This window comes from Alphaproteobacteria bacterium, assembly GCA_019695395.1.
GTDB lineage: Bacteria > Pseudomonadota > Alphaproteobacteria > JAEUKQ01 > JAIBAD01 > JAIBAD01.
In genome coordinates this window covers 1-20,273 of the sequence record JAIBAD010000034.1, presented here as the reverse complement: position 1 = coordinate 20,273, position 20,273 = coordinate 1, and the positions used below count along the sequence as shown (strand labels likewise).

At 31.2% G+C, this 20,273-nt stretch carries 19 protein-coding genes and 1 tRNA gene; 14 read left to right on the top strand and 6 right to left on the bottom strand.

Translation table 11 applies throughout. The features are described from left to right. The first annotated feature begins 122 nt into the window (after positions 1 to 122). From rpoZ to K1X44_06705, 12 genes are all read left to right on the top strand, one after another. Positions 123 to 536 carry a DNA-directed RNA polymerase subunit omega gene (gene rpoZ, locus K1X44_06760; protein MBX7146990.1) on the top strand — a complete coding sequence of 138 codons (414 nt, stop codon included), beginning with the start codon at positions 123 to 125 and terminating at the stop codon, positions 534 to 536. A gap of 120 nt (positions 537 to 656) precedes the next feature. After that, a complete protein-coding gene (locus tag K1X44_06755) occupies positions 657 to 2,807 on the top strand; it encodes a bifunctional (p)ppGpp synthetase/guanosine-3',5'-bis(diphosphate) 3'-pyrophosphohydrolase (protein ID MBX7146989.1) in 2,151 nt (716 codons plus the stop codon). Between the two features lie 28 nt (positions 2,808 to 2,835). Further along, the gene (locus K1X44_06750; GenBank protein ID MBX7146988.1) at positions 2,836 to 3,591 is read left to right on the top strand and encodes a pyridoxine 5'-phosphate synthase; all 756 of its coding nucleotides are present in this window, start codon (positions 2,836 to 2,838) and stop codon (positions 3,589 to 3,591) included. Positions 3,592 to 3,593: 2 nt separating this feature from the next. Further along, complete coding sequence (acpS, locus tag K1X44_06745; GenBank protein ID MBX7146987.1) at positions 3,594 to 3,992, top strand: holo-ACP synthase; 399 nt, start codon at positions 3,594 to 3,596, stop codon at positions 3,990 to 3,992. Between the two features lie 19 nt (positions 3,993 to 4,011). Beyond that, the gene (lepB, locus tag K1X44_06740; GenBank protein ID MBX7146986.1) at positions 4,012 to 4,773 is read left to right on the top strand and encodes a signal peptidase I; all 762 of its coding nucleotides are present in this window, start codon (positions 4,012 to 4,014) and stop codon (positions 4,771 to 4,773) included. Between the two features lie 17 nt (positions 4,774 to 4,790). Then, positions 4,791 to 5,462 (top strand): ribonuclease III, encoded by a 672-nt coding sequence (gene rnc / locus K1X44_06735; GenBank protein ID MBX7146985.1) that lies wholly within the window; start codon positions 4,791 to 4,793, stop codon positions 5,460 to 5,462. A gap of 19 nt (positions 5,463 to 5,481) precedes the next feature. Beyond that, a complete protein-coding gene (era, locus tag K1X44_06730; protein ID MBX7146984.1) occupies positions 5,482 to 6,405 on the top strand; it encodes a GTPase Era in 924 nt (307 codons plus the stop codon). Positions 6,406 to 6,424: 19 nt separating this feature from the next. Then, on the top strand, positions 6,425 to 7,183 hold the full coding sequence (recO, locus tag K1X44_06725; GenBank protein MBX7146983.1) for a DNA repair protein RecO: 759 nt from the start codon (positions 6,425 to 6,427) through the stop codon (positions 7,181 to 7,183). Continuing rightward, on the top strand, positions 7,184 to 8,440 hold the full coding sequence (locus K1X44_06720; protein ID MBX7146982.1) for an FAD-binding oxidoreductase: 1,257 nt from the start codon (positions 7,184 to 7,186) through the stop codon (positions 8,438 to 8,440). 21 nt (positions 8,441 to 8,461) lie between these two features. Then, the gene (gene parC, locus K1X44_06715; GenBank protein MBX7146981.1) at positions 8,462 to 10,687 is read left to right on the top strand and encodes a DNA topoisomerase IV subunit A; all 2,226 of its coding nucleotides are present in this window, start codon (positions 8,462 to 8,464) and stop codon (positions 10,685 to 10,687) included. Between the two features lie 263 nt (positions 10,688 to 10,950). Continuing rightward, positions 10,951 to 11,982, top strand: a complete 1,032-nt coding sequence (locus K1X44_06710) for a hypothetical protein (protein ID MBX7146980.1) — start codon at positions 10,951 to 10,953, stop codon at positions 11,980 to 11,982. 81 nt (positions 11,983 to 12,063) lie between these two features. Beyond that, positions 12,064 to 12,897 (top strand): NAD(P)-dependent oxidoreductase, encoded by an 834-nt coding sequence (locus tag K1X44_06705; GenBank protein MBX7146979.1) that lies wholly within the window; start codon positions 12,064 to 12,066, stop codon positions 12,895 to 12,897. A 3-nt stretch (positions 12,898 to 12,900) separates the two neighbouring features. Here K1X44_06705 and K1X44_06700 read toward each other — a convergent pair whose 3' ends face one another. Both K1X44_06700 and K1X44_06695 read right to left on the bottom strand, forming a co-directional pair. Further along, a complete protein-coding gene (locus K1X44_06700) occupies positions 12,901 to 14,070 on the bottom strand; it encodes an acetyl-CoA acetyltransferase (GenBank protein ID MBX7146978.1) in 1,170 nt (389 codons plus the stop codon). A gap of 71 nt (positions 14,071 to 14,141) precedes the next feature. After that, on the bottom strand, positions 14,142 to 15,464 hold the full coding sequence (locus K1X44_06695; protein ID MBX7146977.1) for a dihydroorotase: 1,323 nt from the start codon (positions 15,462 to 15,464) through the stop codon (positions 14,142 to 14,144). Positions 15,465 to 15,809: 345 nt separating this feature from the next. Here K1X44_06695 and K1X44_06690 point away from each other — a divergent pair, with 345 nt between their 5' ends. Both K1X44_06690 and K1X44_06685 read left to right on the top strand, forming a co-directional pair. Next, on the top strand, positions 15,810 to 16,313 hold the full coding sequence (locus tag K1X44_06690; GenBank protein MBX7146976.1) for a hypothetical protein: 504 nt from the start codon (positions 15,810 to 15,812) through the stop codon (positions 16,311 to 16,313). Positions 16,314 to 16,455: 142 nt separating this feature from the next. Beyond that, positions 16,456 to 17,007, top strand: coding sequence for a DUF882 domain-containing protein (locus tag K1X44_06685; protein MBX7146975.1), 552 nt, complete (start codon positions 16,456 to 16,458; stop codon positions 17,005 to 17,007). A gap of 49 nt (positions 17,008 to 17,056) precedes the next feature. Here K1X44_06685 and K1X44_06680 read toward each other — a convergent pair. The 4 genes from K1X44_06680 to K1X44_06665 form a co-directional block, all read right to left on the bottom strand. Continuing rightward, positions 17,057 to 17,131 (bottom strand) — tRNA-Met (locus tag K1X44_06680). A gap of 116 nt (positions 17,132 to 17,247) precedes the next feature. Beyond that, the gene (gene mnmA, locus K1X44_06675) at positions 17,248 to 18,444 is read right to left on the bottom strand and encodes a tRNA 2-thiouridine(34) synthase MnmA (protein MBX7146974.1); all 1,197 of its coding nucleotides are present in this window, start codon (positions 18,442 to 18,444) and stop codon (positions 17,248 to 17,250) included. A 13-nt stretch (positions 18,445 to 18,457) separates the two neighbouring features. Next, positions 18,458 to 19,867: a hypothetical protein gene (locus K1X44_06670; protein ID MBX7146973.1), complete on the bottom strand. Its 1,410-nt coding sequence runs from the start codon at positions 19,865 to 19,867 to the stop codon at positions 18,458 to 18,460. Between the two features lie 7 nt (positions 19,868 to 19,874). Next, positions 19,875 to 20,210: a ferredoxin family 2Fe-2S iron-sulfur cluster binding protein gene (locus tag K1X44_06665; protein ID MBX7146972.1), complete on the bottom strand. Its 336-nt coding sequence runs from the start codon at positions 20,208 to 20,210 to the stop codon at positions 19,875 to 19,877. Positions 20,211 to 20,273: the final 63 nt, after the last annotated feature.

The following is a 20,273-nucleotide window of genomic DNA, read 5'->3' as shown; positions in this document are numbered from 1 at the left end:
TTTTAACTAAATTTTTCTTAAAGAATCTTAACAAAAGCTATTGAAGGAATAAAATTAAAAGTATACAATATAAAAAGGCAGTAAATTAATTAAATTTTTTTAATGTATGGAGATTGTTACCAATGGCTCGGGTTACAGTAGAAGATTGTATTACCAAAGTTTCTAATAGATTTGATCTTGTTATGCTTGCAGCGCAACGGGCCAGAGATATTGCTGCAGGGGCACCTTTAACACTCCAACGTGATAATGATAAAAACCCTGTTGTCGCTTTGCGTGAAATTGCTGATAGCACAATTGATTTTAACAAACTGACAGACAGTTTAATTCAAGGATTACAACGCCACACAAAAATGGAAGAATTAGAAGATGAAAAAGGTGGTTTTGAATCCAGCTCTGAGATTTTAGACGATATTAATCAAGTACAACTTGATGAACTTTCTAATAAAAATGAAGACGATATGTTAATTGATGGCGAATTCGAAGATGATGCAGATTTTGAGGAGGATGACGCTATTAGTAACGAAGAAAACGAATAGTGTTTTTGAATTAAAATTAATATTTTATTATTTTCAACCTTTTGTATTAAAAGACTTTTTCTTGCGTCCCAGCACATTTATAATATTTTATGCTGGCTATAAAAAAATGGATCGTTAGCTATGATAAAGCAACTTGATCTTATTGAACGCGTTAAAAATTACAATCCAAATATTGATGAAGAATCTTTAAAGAAAGCTTATGCTTTTGCTCTGAAAGCACATGGTACACAAGAGCGCGCAAATGGGGATCCTTATTTTTCTCACCCTTTAGAAGTTGCGAATATTCTCATTAATATGAAACTAGATACTGCCTCAATAATTACTGGATTACTTCATGATACAGTTGAAGATACAGAAGCAACTCTGGAACAGATAAAAGAATTATTTGGTGATGAAATAGCTAAACTTGTTGATGGTGTAACAAAATTATCAAGAATTGAACTTCAATCTGATCAAAGCAAAGATGCCGAGAATTTTCGTAAACTTGTTTTAGCGATGTCATCTGATATCAGAGTTTTACTCGTTAAACTTGCAGATCGTCTTCATAATATGGAAACTTTACATCATATTAAAAATCTAGAAAAACGTAAAAGAATTGCCAGAGAAACTTTAGAAATTTATGCCCCATTAGCTGAAAGAATGGGTATGCAAAAATTAAAAGAACAATTAGATGATTTATCATTTTCTGTTTTACATACCGAAGCGCGAGATTCAATAATACATCGCCTTCAATTTTTACGGGAACAAGATAATAATCTTATTGAGAAGATTATTGATGGACTTCAGAAAGTACTTCATAAAAATAATATTCATGCAGAAATAACGGGCCGAGAGAAAACACCATATTCCATATGGTGTAAAATGCAGAGAAAAAATATTCCTTTTGAGCAACTTCTTGATATTATTGCTTTTAGAATTTTAGTCAAAGATATTGGTGAATGTTATCAAACTTTAGGTATTATCCACAGTCAGTATTCAGTTATTCCGGGTCGTTTTAAGGATTATATTAGCACACCTAAACCTAATAATTATCGTTCTCTTCATACAGCTATAATTGGGCCTGAACGGCAAAGAATTGAAATACAAATCCGAAGTCAGGATATGCATATTATTAATGAATATGGGGTTGCTGCTCATTGGCAATATAAACAACAAAATGACACAGCCTTACTTGAAGGACGTCAATATCGTTGGTTACGTGAATTACTTGATGTTTTAGAAAATGCATCAAGTCCAGAAGAATTTCTTGAACATACAAAACTTGAAATGTTTCAAGACCAAGTTTTTTGCTTTACACCCAAAGGTGAAATCATAGCATTACCCCAAGGTGCGACGCCAGTTGATTTTGCATATTCTGTTCACACCCAAGTAGGGGATCATTGTGTAGGTGCAAAAATTAATGGCCGTTTAATGCCCTTAAAAACACAACTTAAAAATGGCGATCAAGTTGAAATTACTACATCAAAAACTCAAACTCCCTCTCCTACTTGGGAACGTTTTGCTGTTACAGCAAAAGCTCGTGCTTGTATTCGTCGTTTTATTAGAATGCGTCAACACGATCAATATATTGAACTCGGTCGTACAATATTACAAAAAGCTTTTCGTAGTGCCAGTCTAGAATTAACCGAAAAAAGTCTTGAACCAGTCTTTAAGAAATTCAAATGTGAAAAACTTGATGATTTATATGTTATGATTGGAGAGGGTACACATACAGCTAAAGATATTCTTTTAGCTGTTAACCCTTCTCTTTCAACTTCTGATAAAAATGAAAATGTCATTTCGCTTAGCACAAAACGTAAAAACAAATTCGCCAAAGAAAATTCTGTTCCTATTAAAGGTCTTATTCCTGGTATGGCCTTACATTTTGCTGGATGTTGTCATGCTTTACCAGGAGATCGTATCGTAGGAATTATTACCACAGGTAAAGGAGTAACTATTCATACCATTGATTGTGAAACATTAGAAAAATATAATGATGAACCAGAAAGATGGCTTGATGTATCTTGGGAAACTGCTGCACTTGAAACTAATGTGTATGTTGGTAGATTAATTTTAGTAGTTAATAATGAACCTGGTAGTCTTGGAAGTTTATCTACGGTTATTGGACGTAATGGTGGTAATATTACTAATTTAAAAATTACAAATAGATCAACAGATTTTTTTGAATTAGTAATTGATATTCAAGTAAAAGATGTAAGACATTTGACCACAATTATTGCATCCCTGCGCGCAATGTCCGTCATCAATTCTGTTGAACGAGCAAAAAATTAATATTTAGTTATTTAGGATATAGTTAAATATGGATTATCATTCTCATTATTTACGTTTAGGTGTAAATATTGATCACGTTGCAACCATCCGTAATGCACGTGGTGGATATCACCCAGACCCAGTTAAAGCAGCACAAATAGTTGCAGATAGTGGTGCTGATGGTATTACAGCTCATCTACGAGAGGATCGTCGACATATTAATGATCGTGATATTGAACGCCTTGTTTCAGAAATTAATCTACCCCTTAATCTTGAAATAGCACCCACACAAGAAATGCTAGAAATTGCGCTTCGTCATATACCACATGCTGTATGTTTAGTACCAGAAAAACGTACTGAAAAAACAACCGAAGGTGGTCTTAACGTTATTCATCAACAAAATTTCCTTTATGATTTTGTTGCAAAATTAAAAAATGTTGGTATCAAAACTTCTCTTTTTATTGAACCTTCTTTTGACCAGATTGAAGCAAGTTTTAAAGTAAAAGCTGATGTTGTAGAATTTCATACTGGTAGGTATTGTGATGCACCTAAGGAAAAGAAATCTATTCACTTAAAGCAAATTTATGATGCTATAAAAGAAGCCAATAGTAAAGGGCTTGAATGTCATGCTGGACATGGTCTTGATTACAATACAGTTAAACCATTAATTCAAATTATTGAATTAAAAGAATTAAATATAGGACATTTTCTTATAGGCGAAGCAATTTTTCAAGGATTAGATAAAGTAATAAAAAAAATGCGATCCATAATTGAAAAAAATAGACAAACTATTGTAAAAAATTGATCATGATATTGGGACTAGGACAAGATATTATTGATATAAGACGTATAGAAAAAACATTAGAACGTTTTGGCGAAAAATTTAAAAAACGTGTTTATACAGATATTGAAATTGCTAAATCCGATCAAAGGTTGAACCAATCGTCTAGCTATGCTAAACGTTATGCAGCTAAAGAAGCATGTGCCAAAGCATTAGGAACTGGTTTTGCAAAAGGGGTTTATTGGCGTGATATTGGTGTTATCAATTTACCCTCCGGTCAACCTTCTTTACATTTAACAGGTGGTGCAAAAAAACAACTATTTAATATAACCCCAAAAAAAATGTACGCAAAACTTGATTTAACAATCACAGATGACTATCCCTATGCACAAGCAATTGTTATAATTACAGCTTTATTCTATTAATATATTCATGGTTAAATTTATGCAACAAGATACAATATCACCAAAAAAAAAATTGAAATCTGAAATCATTGATTTTTTCAGAACAGCTTTTTATGCTTTATTTTTTGTTTTATTCATTAGAACTATTGCATATGAACCTTTTAATATCCCATCTGGGTCAATGATACCCACCCTACTCGTTGGTGATTATTTATTTGTATCAAAATTTGCTTATGGTTACAGCGGTCACTCTTTACCTCTCATTAACATTCCTGTAAAAGGACGTTTGTTTTTTTCGCCACCAGAAAGGGGTGATGTTGTAGTTTTTAAACTTCCTACTAACACATCTATTGATTATGTAAAACGTTTAATTGGTTTGCCTGGTGATGAAATTCAAATGAAAAATGGAACTCTTTATATTAATGGGGAAGCTGTTAAAAGAGAGCGAATTGAAGATTATATAGAAGATAAAGGTTATGGCGTCAAAACCATTTATGCACAATATATAGAAATTTTACCCAATGGCAAAAGTCATCATATTTTAGAAAGAAGTGATGATGATATGCTTGATAATACACCTGTTTATAAGGTACCAGAAAATCATTATTTTTTTATGGGTGATAACAGAGATAATTCTGAAGATAGCCGCGTATTATCTAAGGTTGGTTATGTACCCGAAGAAAATTTAGTTGGACGTGCAGATTTATTATTCTTTTCTATTTCTAATGACAGCAGTTTATGGCAATTCTGGAAATGGTTTGATTCTGTTCGAATAGAAAGATTATTTACAAAAATATTTTAATAATTTTAGTATTAACTTTGCCCCAAAAAAAACTATCAAACCTTATTAAAAAACTAGGTATCGATTTTCATAATCGCGACCTTTTAAAACTTGCTTTAACCCATCGTAGCCTTAATAAAAAAGGATATGAAAGACTTGAATTTTTAGGTGATAGAGTATTAGGGTTAAGCATTGCAAATTTTCTCTATTATAGCTTTCCTGATGAAAATGAAGGTAAGTTAGCACACCGTTTAGCCGTTTTAGTCAGTCAAAAAAGCTTGGTTCAAATTGCCCATTTTTTTAATCTTGATCAATATATCCTTTTATCAGAAACTGATATCGCAGCAGGCAATAATACTAATCCAACTATTTTAGCTGATGTATGTGAAGCAATCATTGCTGCTCTTTACCTTGATCAAGGTATGAAAATTACAGAACAATTTATTATTAAACACTGGCAACCTTTAATTAATTTTGATGCCCCTCCTCCTAAAGATCCTAAAACAGAACTACAAGAATGGGTGCAAAGCAAAAATATGAAACTACCTATTTATAATCTCATTCATACTGTAGGACCCGATCATCAACCATTATTTGAGATTCAATTAGAAATACCAGGCTATAAACCCGTACGTGCTAAAGCAAAATCAAAACGAGCGGCTGAAAAATCCGCTGCCGAATTAATGCTTAAAACTATTTATTCTTCATAACTCCAAGAAAAATATATTTATGACAGATTCTTCTAATAGTACTTCATCAAATTCAAAATGTGGTTTTATAACCATTATAGGTGCACCAAATGCAGGCAAATCAACTCTACTTAATAAAATTATTGGACAAAAACTTTCCATTGTTTCTCCTAAACCTCAAACTACTAGAAGAAAAATTTTAGGCGTTTATACAAAAGACGAAAATCAAATTATTTTTATTGATACACCCGGGATATTTCTACCTAATAAGCGTCTTGATAAAGCAATGGTTAAAACAGCTTTTGATGAAATAATTCACGCCGATGAAATTATCATGATTTACGATGCAAGCCAAAAAACCATTGACCCTAATACCCATTTAATAATTACAGAATTACAAAAAAGTGGAAAAAAAATTAATCTTATTTTAAATAAAATTGATTTAATTGCTAAAGAAAATTTATTACAATTATCGAAAACCATGCAGCAATTTAATATATTTAATGAAACCTTTATGATTTCTGCTCTAACTGGTGATGGTATTGATAAAATGTTAAATATGCTTATTGAAAAAATACCTTATGGACAATGGCATTTTCCTGATGATCAAATTTCTGATATTTCTTTACGTGAATTAGCTGAAGAAATAACACGAGAATGTTTTTTTGATAAGCTTTATCAAGAATTACCTTATGCCCTCACTATTGAAACAGAACGTTGGGAAGATTTTAATGATGGAAGTGTTAAAATCAATCAATGTGTTCTTATACAAAAAAATAGCCAGAAAGTTATATTATTAGGTCATAATGGTGCCAAAATAAAAGAAGTTAGAATGATGGCGCAAAAAGAATTAGAAACTGTTTTAGAACGTAAAGTACATCTTTTTTTACATGTAAAAGTAAAACCAGATTGGAATGAAGATCCAAATTATTATAAAAAAACAGGGCTTGATTTTAATAATTGAAATAAGAAAAATTATTATTATGGAATGGACGGATGAAGGTATTGTTTTAAATACAAAAAAATATGGAGAAAAATTTCTTTTAACTACTATCTTAACAAAATCTCATGGTAAATGGCCAGGTATTACCTATATTTCTACCAACAAAAAAAATAAATATACTTCTCCTTTACAACCTGGAAATCTGCTTCTTTTTTCTTGGAAAGCAAGATTAATTCAACAATTAGGTTTATTTACTTATGAACCTATATCAACTCTACCCATAGATCTCTTTTATAACCGTTTATCCTTACAAACCCTTATTGTTGCTATCTCAATAATTTTTCATACACTTCCGGAAAAACTACCCTGTATAGATTTATATAATAATTTTTATAACTTTATTATGTCTCTTAAAAAAAGTAAGAATCCTATAATCACCTATCTTTTATGGGAACTTCAAATTCTTTCTGATCTAGGGTTTGGTCTTGATCTTAAACAATGTGCTGTCACAGGCACATTGGAAAATTTAATGTATGTTTCTCCTAAAACAGGACGAGCTGTATCTTCTAACATAGGACAACAATGGCATGAAAAACTGCTATTATTACCAAATTTCTTAATCAAAAAAGATCTAAATTTACCAGTATCCTTTTTGGATATCCAAAATGCTTTTAAATTAACAGGCTATTTTCTTCAACGTTATATTTTAAATGAGAAAAAATTTGATAATACTTTACTTTTACGACAACAACTTCTATCAACTTTAATAAATATAAATTTAAAAGAGATCAATTATTAAATGACCAGATTATTTGGACCACGTGATATTACAGTAATTGGTAGTGAAATTGTTAGTCTTTATATAGCGCTTTTTTTGCAAAAAGAAGGACACCGTGTTACTTTTATAAGTAAGAAAAGCATCAATGAAATTATTACACAAAAAAATGCTGGGATCATAGATCCCTATTTTTGTATACCCGAATATCTTTCTTATTCTCTAAGTAAAATATTTTGGTCCGTTTTTGATCCAGCACTTTATAATTCTTTTCAATGGAATTTTATACCATATTTTTTTAATTGGATTAATCAAACAAAAAAAAATAAAAAAAAGAAAAAATTAAATTATATTTTACTTTCATTACATGAATTATTATCAAGATCGATCCATACATATGATACACTTTTTCAAACCTATCCAAGATTACAATCATTGGTTGATCAAAAAGGGCATATTTTAGCCTATAAAGATCAGACAAAAGTTAATCAATATTTTGCTTATATTAGTCAAAAAAAATTAAACACATCAAATTTAGAAATTATTGATAAAGAAAATATTAAACATATCCTTCCAGAACTAGCTAGCATATTTGATTTTTGTCTTTTTCTTCCAAAAACATACCATGTAATTAATAACTATAATTTTATACAGAATATTTTTGATATGTTTCAGAATATCGGAGGTAAATTTATTAACGATACTGTTATAAAATTTGACATAGGGGTTTTAGGCCCAAAAAAAATTATTACTCCTACAACATATATTGATTGTGATACTGTGGTCATTGGCGATGGCATAGATACAAAAAATTTATGTAATCAATTAAATTATTTCCCAAATATTTTTACACAAAAAGAGTATAATATAACATTTCATAATTCTTCGATTGAATTAGCATTACCTATTTCTATTCCTGAACTTGGATTACATGCTGTTTCAAATGATAATGGATTCATGTTAACAGGTGGATATGAATGGTCCAGCTTCAATACAGTTCCAAATTTTAGAAGAGCTCATACTTTATTAAAAATTGGAAAAAAGATTTTTCCTAATCTTGAAATTTCAAATAGATCAGATCATTGTGATATAAACATTTTTACTGAAGATTTATTACCTATCATTAGCAATTCTTCTTATCATAGAAACGTTTTTTTTGCTTTTGCCCATGGATCTTTAGGTTTAACCCTAGCACCAGTTACCGCTCAATTAATTACAGATCTGATTGCAGATAGAGATCCAGGATTTGATATTAATCCATATCATATAGACAGATTTTAAGCTCAAAGATAGGAAATAAAAATGACTATTTCTATAAAAGGTAGAGATAATGAAATTCCAGTAAATTTTGGAACAGCACTAGAAGAAAGATATTTGGCTTATGCGATTTCAACTATTGTTTCACGTTCTTTACCTGATGTACGTGATGGATTAAAGCCTGTGCACCGGCGTCTTTTATATGCTATGCGGCAATTATACTTGAATCCAAATTCTAGTTATAAAAAATCAGCTCGTGTTGTTGGTGATGTCATGGGTAAATTTCATCCCCATGGAGATGCTGCAATCTATGAAGCTATGGTAAGACTTGCCCAAGATTTTGCTCAACGTTATCCCTTGGTTGATGGACAAGGTAATTTTGGCAATATTGATGGTGATAACGCAGCAGCCATGCGATACACTGAAGCACGTTTAACAACAGTTGCAGCGGCATTACTTGAAGGCATTGATGAAAATGCCGTAGATTTTCGGTCTACATATGATGGTGAAGGATCAGAACCCGTTGTTTTACCTGCACGTTTTCCAAATCTCTTAGCAAATGGATCACAAGGTATTGCTGTTGGAATGGCAACAAATATACCACCCCATAATATTATAGAATTATGCCAAGCTTTATCCCATATTATCCATAATCCTAATGCCACAACAAAAGAGCTAATTCAGTTTATAAAAGGCCCAGATTTTCCAACAGGTGGATTGTTAGTCGAGAATAAAGAAAGCATTATCCAAACGTATAATACAGGGAAAGGTTCTTTTAGAATTAGAGCACGTTGGACAGTCGAAAAAATAAAAGGTGGAAGTTGGCAAATTGTTGTAAATGAAATTCCTTATCAAGTACAAAAAGCAAAATTAATTCAACAAATTGCTGAGCTTCTAGAAAATAAAAAAATACCTGTTATTAGTGATCTTCGGGATGAATCGAGCACTGATTTACGACTAATTATTGAACCCAAAAATAGAGCTGTAAATCCAGAAGTTGTGATGGAAACATTATTTCGTCAAACTGATTTAGAAATACGCTTTAATCTTAATATGAATGTATTAGATTTATCTAATACACCACAAGTAATGTCTTTGTCCCAAGTGCTTAAAGCTTTTCTTACTCATCAACGTGATGTTTTATTAAGACGTACAACATATCATTTAAATGAAACAAATAATCGTATTGAGATACTTGAAGGTTATCTTATAGCTTATTTAAATCTTGATGAAGTCATTCGTGTTATTCGTCATGAAGATAATCCTAAACAAATTATGATAAAAAAATGGCACATTAATGATGTTCAAGCAGATGCTATTCTTAATATGAAATTAAAGGCTTTACAAAAGCTTGAAGAAATTACAATTAAAAAAGAACATCAATCTTTACAGCAAAAACAGAAAAAATTTATTGAGCTTTTAAAAAGTGAAAATAAACAATGGAAAAAAATTGATGAAGATCTTCAAGAAATAAAAGAAGCTTTCACTTTGAACTCTCTTCTTAGTAAAAGAAGAACAACTATTGTTAAACCTGAATCCATACCTGACATTTCGCTTGAACAAACAATAGAAAAAGAACCTGTAACTATTTTATGTTCCGAAAAGGGCTGGATTAAAACTATCAAAGGCCATTCTAATGACATCAATGATATAAAATATAAAGAAGGTGATAAAGAGCGTTTTGTTATTGAAGGAGAAACAACAGATAAATTAATAACTTTTGCTACAAATGGCCGTTTTTATAGTCTTAATGTTGATAAATTACCAGGCGGCCGTGGTTTTGGTGAGCCTATACGATTAATGTTAGACATCCCTAATAACCATGATTTATTGATGATGTCTATATTTAAAAATCAAGAATATATTATCATAGCATCTGATGGGCGCGGCTTTATTGTTGAAAGTCAAGATATTTTAGCACAAACCCGCAACGGTAAACAAATTTTAAATTTGTCTTCAAATACTGAAGCACAATTATGTATTCCAATTTCGGGTGATCATTTAGCTTTAATTGGAAATAATAAAAAAATGTTAATTATCCCAACAACCGATATACCAAAACTTTCTCGCGGTCGGGGGGTAATTTTACAAAAATATAAAGAAAATACAGAACAACTTATAACAGCAAAATTTTTTAATATAAAAGATGGTTTGTCCTGGACAACAAATGGTAAAAATTATACAGAAAAAAAATTAGATATGTGGCTTGGTAAACGTGGACAAACAGGTCGTTTAGTACCCAAATATTTTCCACATAATAATAAATTTTAATACCTTTATATAAATAAAATTTATTAATTATATTTATTTATTATTAATAAAATTATTCTAATAATATTTTTTTCATAAAATTTATTTATATAAAATATATATAAATATTTATATTTTTCATTTTTTAGAATTTTTTAATAATATAATATTATTATTTAATTAATTTGTTATATAATATTTTGTTGATGAATTTTGTTAATCATTTAAATTTTACAAATTTTAATATATTTTTATCTAAAAATGAGAAGAATATAATAAACAATATGATTGGCAATCATATTGAAAAAATTCAAAAAACACTAAAACCATATTTAAGTGATTACAACCTTTATCTTGGGGGATCTTTGGCACGTAAAGAACCCTCTATAGAAAAAAGATCGTCTAATTATATTACTCTTAAATCTGATGTCGACCTTGTTATCGTGGGTACTCATCCACCAACATATGATTTAAAAACTTTAGAACAACTACTTCAACATAAATACCCAAATTTTCGTGATACAGTTATTTTTTTAAAAAAAGATGCTTTACCTTTTTTAAACTTTTCTTTAGCTCATGATTTCTTTGTAGAAATGGAACATCCCATACACGAAAGCTTTGCTATTCAAATACCTAATTACATTAATCTTACAACACAACATATGTTAGCCGTTGTTATTCATCAAATTATTGGTGTTTTATTTCCTAATGCCAAAACAGATTGTAAAAAAGGCGTAGAAATAAAAGATTTAACAACCTGGCATCGAGATCCAACATATCAAAAAATAAAATTATTTTTAGAAATTATGCGAATGTTAAGTGTCCATAAAAAAGGAACCAGGGGTGCAACATATTATGAAGCATATCAATTACGCCACGAACCTATCATAACCAACGTTATAGAACCAGAAATATTCATATCTTTTCTTAAAGCCCGAGAAATATGGTGTAATACATATCCAAATGATAATATTAATTTACCTAATATATTACAAAAAGCATTAAAAGAAATTACGGGTGAAGATTTACTTATTAATATTTTAGAAAACATTCAAAAAAAATTTTATCCAACAGAAAATTTATTAGATATTTTTCCCTTAGCTATTCTTACAGCTTTTCTTATCCAATCTGTATCTAACCAAGAGCAACAAATAATTGGAGATTTTTATTTTAATATAATTAAAAATTTACCTATTTTTTATTCCAATCAATCTCATATAGAATTTACTCAAAGCAATATTTTAGAATTACTAAAAAATCTACGTGCAAAATTTATTACTGCTTGGTGGGAAAAAGTTTCATTTATAAATAATTAATTATTAGTGCAAAATCATACAATGAATTCAAATAACAAATTAAATATAAGTTTTATTGGACTCGGTAAAATGGGGTATCCTATGGCTGGCCACCTAACAAATAGGTATAATGTTAAAGTTTTTAATAGAACAATTAATAAATCACAAAAATGGATACAAGAATTCAATGGACAAATTTCTAACTCTATAAATGAAGTTGTTAAAAATGCAGATGTGGTTATTACATGTTTACTTGATGATCAATCTTTACAGGAAACAATATTTCAACCTCAAAAAACTATTTTTGATTTTATGAAGTCCAATAGCATTTTTATTGATCATACAACAGCCTCTTATTCTTTAACATGCAAATTAGCTAAATTAGCTGAGCAAAAAAAAATTATCATATTCGATGCCCCCACATCAGGAGGAAAAATTGGTGCCGAAAAAGGAAATTTAAGTATTATGGTGGGTGGTAACCAGAATAAATTTAATTTTATCAAACCTATACTTAGCTGTTATGCTCATTCAATTTCTTTTATAGGTAAAAATGGTTCAGGGCAACTTGCCAAAATAGCAAATCAAATATGTGTTGCAGGTATTTTTCAAGGTCTTGCAGAAGCTATTCATTTTATTAAAAAAACAGGATTAGATGGAAAAATTGTTATTGAAGCTTTATCGCAAGGTGCCGCACAATCTTGGCAAATGAACCATCGCGCTATGCAAATGCTTACTGAAAAATTTGATATCCAAGCAACCGTTGATATGTTTCTTAAAGATTTACGTATATGTTTAAAAGAGAGCGAAAATTTTAATCTTAAACTACCTATGACACAATCAACTGAAAAATATTTTCATTTACTCCATGAAAATGGATGGGGTTATGATGATTGCGCAACCCTTATTCGATTATTCGATCAGCATTTAATACCTTAAATCTTAAGCATGTAAAGGCTCTAAGATAGAAACATAGTTAGCAACAGCTGCACCACCCATATTAAAAATTCCTGCCAACTTTGCATTTTTAATCTGCATATCCCCTGCTTGATTCATAAGCTGCATCGAAGCCATAACATGCATTGATACACCTGTTGCACCAATAGGATGGCCTTTTGCTTTTAATCCACCTGATGGATTTACAGGTAATCTTCCATTTTTTTCCGTCCAACCTTCACGTATGATTCGTGCTCCTTCACCAGGTTTTGCAAGTCCCATAGCTTCGTATTGAATAAGCTCTGCAATTGTAAAACAGTCATGTGTTTCTACAAAACTCAGATCATTTAAAGAAGTTTGGCTTTCATCTAATGCTTTATTCCAAGCTAAAGCTGCACCTTCAAAAAGCACAATATCTCTTTTGCTCATAGGTAAAAAATCATTGACTTGTTGAGCACTACGGAAAGCAATTGCTTTTTTTAATGATCTTGCTGTTTCTTCATTAGCAATAATTAAGGCTGCTGCTCCATCAGATACCAAACTACAATCTGTTCTTTTTAATGGACCCGCGACAATAGGATTCTTTTCAGATACATGTCTACAAAATTCATAACCAAGATCTTTACGAATATGCGCATATGGGTTTGACACACCATTCTTATGATTTTTTGCTGCAATCATTGCCAAAGCATCAGATTGATCACCATATTTTTGAAAATAATATTGAGTAATACGAGCAAAAATGCCAGCAAAACCACCTTCTATCATACCTTCTTCTTTTAGGTAACTAGCCTTTAAAAGATTTTCACCAACTTGGTTAGAAGAAACACTTGTCATTTTTTCAACACCAACTACTAATGCCAAGCGTGATTGCCCCGATATTACATTATTTAAGGCTGCATGAACTGCAGCACTTCCTGTTGCACAAGCATTTTCTATTCTTGTCGATTTTTTAAAACGAAAATTTGGATCACTTTGCAAAACTAAGGAAGATGGAAAATGTTGTTCTGAAAATCCTGCATTAAAATGCCCAACAAAAATATGGTCAATATCGGATGCTGAAACACCCGCATCTTTTAAAGCTGCTGGGGTGACCTCAACGATTAAATCTTCAATATCTTTATTTTCATGACGGCCAAAAGGTATATGTGCCCATCCAACAATACAAGCTTTCACATGCATTCTCCTTAGTATATTAAATAATATAATATTTAACTAAGCATAATCAATGCTGCAATGCAATAGTTTTACAAAAATTTTGCAACTTTACCAATAGGAGTGCCAATTATATTGTCATCTTGCATTGCAAGATGACCACGAAGTATAGTCATCATAGGCCATCCCTTTATTTTCATACCTTCAAAGGGTGTCCATTTGCATTTACTTGCCATTTTATTTGCTTCAATAGTTTTTTCTGCTTGTAAATCAACTAAAACTAAATCTGCATCATAATCTATTTCTATTTTACCTTTGGCTTGGATACTATAAATACGCGCTGGGCTAGTACTTGTTAAATCAACTAAACGTTCAAGCGTTAAACGCCCTTCTGCGTAGTGATTAAGCATAAGAGGTAATAAAGTTTGTACTCCGGGCATTCCAGATGGACTTTGCGGATAGGGTTTATTTTTTTCCTCAAGTGTATGGGGCGCATGATCTGAACCAATAACATCAACAATATTTTTCCTTATGCCTTCCCACAACACATCTTGATGATATTTCTCACGTATTGGCGGGTTCATTTGTGCTTTACTTCCTAATTTATTATAACAGTCAGGTGAACTTAATGTTAAATGTTGGGGTGTTACTTCAACAGTAGCAATATATTTATAATCTTTTAAAAAATTGATTTCTTCTGCCGTTGTAACATGCAAAATATGAATTGGTCTTTTTGTAATTTGCGCTAAATGTACCACCCTTTGAGTAGCTTTTAATGCTACTTCAACATCCCGCCATTGTGGATGTAATAAAATATCAGCTTTATCTTCAACTATTGCCCGCCTAGTACGCAATCTTGGTTCATCTTCTGCGTGAATAGCAACTCTTCTTTTTCCATTTTTCAAAACTTCATATAAGAGATCATCAGTAGGAATTAGCAAATCCCCTGTTGAGCTACCCATAAAAACTTTTATACCTGCACAACCTGGTAATTGTTCTAGCGTATTTAATTGATCTAAATTACTTTCTGCTGCACCAATAAAAAAAGCATAATCACACCAAGATCGCCCTTGAGCACGATTTAATTTGTCTTCAAAATTTTCTTTAAAAAGTGTATTTGGTTTCGTATTTGGCATATCAAAGAAACATGTTACACCTCCGAGAATTGCTGCCGCGCTTCCTGAATGAATATCTTCTTTATATTCAAAACCAGGTTCACGAAAATGTACTTGTGTATCAATCACACCTGGCAAAATGTGCAAATTTTTTGCTGATATTTCTTTAATAGGTTGACCGATTCTCTTATCAAACCCAATAATTTTACCATTTTTTATAAGAATATCTGATTCTTGTACACCTGTTGTTGTGACAATTTTACCAGAATGAACCAATACATCATAAAAATCTTTTGTCATATTTTTATCATAAAGCCTATCGTTTTTTTTAAAAGTGATAAATAGCCTTTCACATCGTTTTACTAGCTATAGAGTAATATAAAAATATTATTACTACAACTATGAATGTAATGAAGTCAGACTAAAAATTACATTATACCTTCTCAATTATATTTTAAAAAAACAAATGTCATTATGAAAAATAATAATCAATAATCAATTAGTTTTATTTTAGATTACATGAACTAATCTTAAGTAAAATTATATTTTCTAAATTTTTATCTAATAAATATTGACTCTCTTTTTTTTACAAATAATAATTATGTCATCTAATAAAAAGAACCAATGAACGGGAGTTATTAAAAAATGAAAAAAACTTTTCAACTTTTACTATTAGGCTTTGCTTTAACTTTAATAAATAATTATGCACCTGCGCACAGTGGGTATTCACTTATTAATATTGCTAAAGCCGATGATGATGGTGGCTATGGTGATGATGAAGGTGGTGGAGACGATGAAGGTCCAAGTGGGGAAGAAGGCCCAGATAAAGTAGCAGATTTACCTGGCCAACCTGGAAGAGACAATCCAGATAACCGCGATTATAATCCAGATAGAAATGTAGATGGTACACCAGACAATCCTACAGGTGGTCCTACACAACCTGGAAATAATCCAAACAATCCTGGTGGAAATAATAATCCAACTGCTACTGCCGGGAATCCAAATCCTAATACAGGAAATCCTAATGGTGGACCATCTGGAACAAACCACACAACTCTATCTAGCAATTCTCCATTTGCAAAAATAACAAGAGCTTGCGCAGTTGATTGGTTGAATCCTGATTTGTGTCGTCATGCACAAAGTTTATAATATCTAATTTATTATAATAAGAGTGATAAAATATACCTGTGGTAATTTACGAATTACCACAGGTATTGTTTTAAATTATTGATAATTGTTAACTAATATTGTATTCTGCCTATTCAATTTTTGTTCTTTTAGGTAGAATATCTTGTCATTTAATTTATACAGACGTCATTTAGTTAAAGGATTATTATATGGATTAGCCAGCCCATATATAATTTCTAAATTACCTATAGCACAGGCAGCAATTGCAAATAAACCCAAACAACTTTCATTTAATAATTTACATACCGGTGAAAAATTAAAAATCACTTATTGGGCTAATGGACAATATATTAAAGAAGCACTTACAGCTGCTAATTATATATTAAGAGATTTTCGTACTAATCAAATCTACCCAATTGATCTTAATTTACTAGAATTATTAAATGATTTACAAAAAAAATTAGATACAACTCAAAATTTTGAAATAATTTCTGGATACCGCTCGCCACAAACAAATATTATGCTACATAAAAATAGTAAAGGTGTAGCAAGTAAAAGTTTACATATGCAAGGTAAAGCTATCGACATATTTGTGCCTGGTCGTACATTAAAACAAATACAATTTGCTGCCTTAGATTTAAGACGTGGCGGCGTTGGATATTATCCAAGAAGTAATTTTGTCCATGTAGATACAGGACGCGTACGAAATTGGTAATTTAAATAAATTAGCAATTTTTAATATAAAATCATTATAGATTATGTATTGGTGGCTCGGGAGGGATTTGAACCCCCGACCAAGAGATTATGATTCTCCTGCTCTACCACTGAGCTACCGAGCCATTAACATTAAATTATTATTTTCTATTACATAAAAGTTTTTAAATTTCTATTTAGTACAATCTTTAGAAAACTATCTAATGTTTAAAGTTAGAAGTAATAAATTCATAACACTATGTCAAGAAATGGCTTGCACAATATGTTGTTGATCTTGAAAAATTTTTTGTGCCACTTTTTCATTATTACTAATCCATCCGCCTCCTAAAACTCTATCCTGTTTATAAAAAACACAAGCCTGCCCAGGTGCAATCGATGCTTGAGGTACTATAAAATCAACTCTACATATGTTTTTTGATAAAGGGTGAATAGTAGCAGCAACCGGAATTACAGTAGAACGTATTTTTACAAAAAGCTCAAACCCATCACACAGCATTATATCTTTATCACCTAACCAATGAACATCCTGAATTGTAATATATGATCGATAAAGTGATGATTTAGGTCCAACAATGACTTGATGTTTTTTTGTATCAAGATCAATAACATACAAGGGTTCTCCATCGCCATTAATTACACCCAATTTTTTTCGTTGACCAATAGTAAAATTAATAATTCCGTTATGACGACCTAATATACGACCATCCTCATGAACAATATCACCTTCTTCTATTGAGCCTGGTTGAAGTTTTTTAATAAGTCCAGCGTAATTGCCTGTGGGTACAAAACATATGTCTTGACTATCAGGTTTTTCCGCTACATTTAATCCAATCATTTTAGCTAAAGCTCTTATTTCGTTCTTTTGTAAATTTCCCAAAGGAAAAGATAAAAAAGATAATTGATCCCGTGTCGTTGCAAATAAAAAATAACTTTGATCTCTATTTTTATCAGTTGCCTGATAAAGTTCGGGGCCATTTTGTGTTTGTTTCTTGCGTACATAGTGCCCTGTTGCAAGAGCTACAGCACCCAGATCATGAGCTAAAGTTAACAGATCATTAAATTTAACTTTTTGATTACACCTTATACAAGGAATAGGTGTTTGCCCATTGAGATAAGTATCTACAAAATCATCAATCACAGCTTTTTTAAAAATTGTTTCATAATCAAGCACATAATGTGGGATACCCAAAAAATCCGCTACCTTACGTGCATCATGAATATCTTGTCCTGCACAACATGTGCCTTGGCGGTTAATAGCTGTACCATGATTATATAGCTGTAAAGTGATACCAATGACATCATAACCATGATGCACAAGTAAAGCAGCAGTTACAGAACTATCTACACCACCAGACATTGCAACAACAATTTTTCCATGCTTTGGTGGTAAATCATTCAATTCTAAAGCTGGCCAAGATTTTATTATATTTTCATTCATAGATTATTGCTTATTATTGCTTAAGTTTATCAGCTAAAAATTTTATTGGTGCATTATTTGAACTTAAACTTAACGGTAATGTAAAATGCCCATGTTTACGAATAAATAAATTTTCTTCGGGTATATTCCAATCTTTTACTTGTTTTAAAGCTATACTATAAGGTGTTACCGTATCATATTCACCTAAAATCATTATAATATTTTGGTTACCAAGGGGTAATGGTTCGGTTGGTTCCATTAATATTTTATAACGCGATAATGTTTCTGTTGTCCATTTTTTAGCAAGCATAATATCAGAAATATTTAATTTACGTGAAAGTGAACTACGATGAATTAACGAAATTGTATCTAAACAACCTGCCGAGAGATATAGAATATCTGGTTTTAATTTTTCTGGCCAATACTTGCTTTGTGCAACAACCATTTGGCTCACTAATGCACCTAAACTTGTACCTCCTACTGCTAATCTACAAGTACCTTTATTCCTAACCCAATTGATAAGAGTTGCAATTTCTCGTACTTGAGTAGTTAAAAAATCTAAAGCACTCATTGGTAATTTTGCTAAAAAGGTCTCCCCACCATACCAACCTTCTACTCTGCGGCGACCATGACCTAAAGATTCTAATCTTATAACTCTTATCCCTTGTTGAACACATTCTATTTCCGGTTCATCAGATAAATCTAACAATTCAAGCTCAACAAATAACCCATGGCTATAAATAAATGTTGGTGTATTAGCATCGGCATTTTCGGGTTCAAAAACATGTGCCCATGCTGTTTCACCTAGTGAACTTGAAAAACGTAACCAATATTCTTTACCATAAAAAGAGTTTACACGTGATGATTCTTGAACAATTGGAAATTCATCAGGTAATTGATAAGCCTCTTGAGGTCTTGTAAGAAAGCTACCGTATTTTGCGTCCATTCTTGTTTGGTCAGGTATCATAAAACGCACTGCAGGGATTTTATACTTAAGCCAAAATGAAGAAAATAGTTTGCGCCCCTCAACCATAAATTGATGGCTAATTTTTCTTCTCATTAATTCACTTTGAATTAAATCTTCTTGATCTATTGTGTGTGTTTTTTCATGAACGTCAAAAAAATTATATTCCCATCTTCTTTGTATAGCTCTGTATTCACTTTGAAAAGTTGCCACTTGATTTATAATTTTTTCTATACCTCGTATTGGACCGGTTAAAGATAATTCAGATTTAAAATGACCAATCGATCCTTCACTTAAAGCTGCCGCAGCCCATGATCTGGATAAAGGTAAATAAAATTTTGTCAGCCACCACAAAGTTGTATAATCAAACCATGAACGTGTAAGATAACGGCCCATTCTAGAAGCCATAAGCTTTTTCAAACGATCACGTGCTGGCAATTGCAAAACTTTTTGTTGCTTTAATTGTAGGTTTAAATTCATAGTAAACTTAAGACGATGTTAAATAATTACGCGTTCCAGCAGGCAATTTAACAGTTAATCCATCTAGCTCTTCTGTCATTCTGATTTGACATCCAAGACGTGAAGTACGTGTTAACCCAAAAGCTAAATCTAACATATCTTCTTCATCTTCAGAGGCTTCTTCTAATACATCATACCATTCTGGATCTACAATAATATGACATGTTGAACAAGCCAAAGATCCTTCACAAGCTCCTTCTAGATCAATAGAATTACGATGGGCAATTTCTAATATAGACAAACCTATAGGTGCTTCAACTTCTATTTTTGTCCCATCTGGATTGATAAATATCATCCTTGGCATAAACTCAACTCCTTACAATTCTAGCCTTACTATATCTGGTATCATACTATGATATTTTTTAAA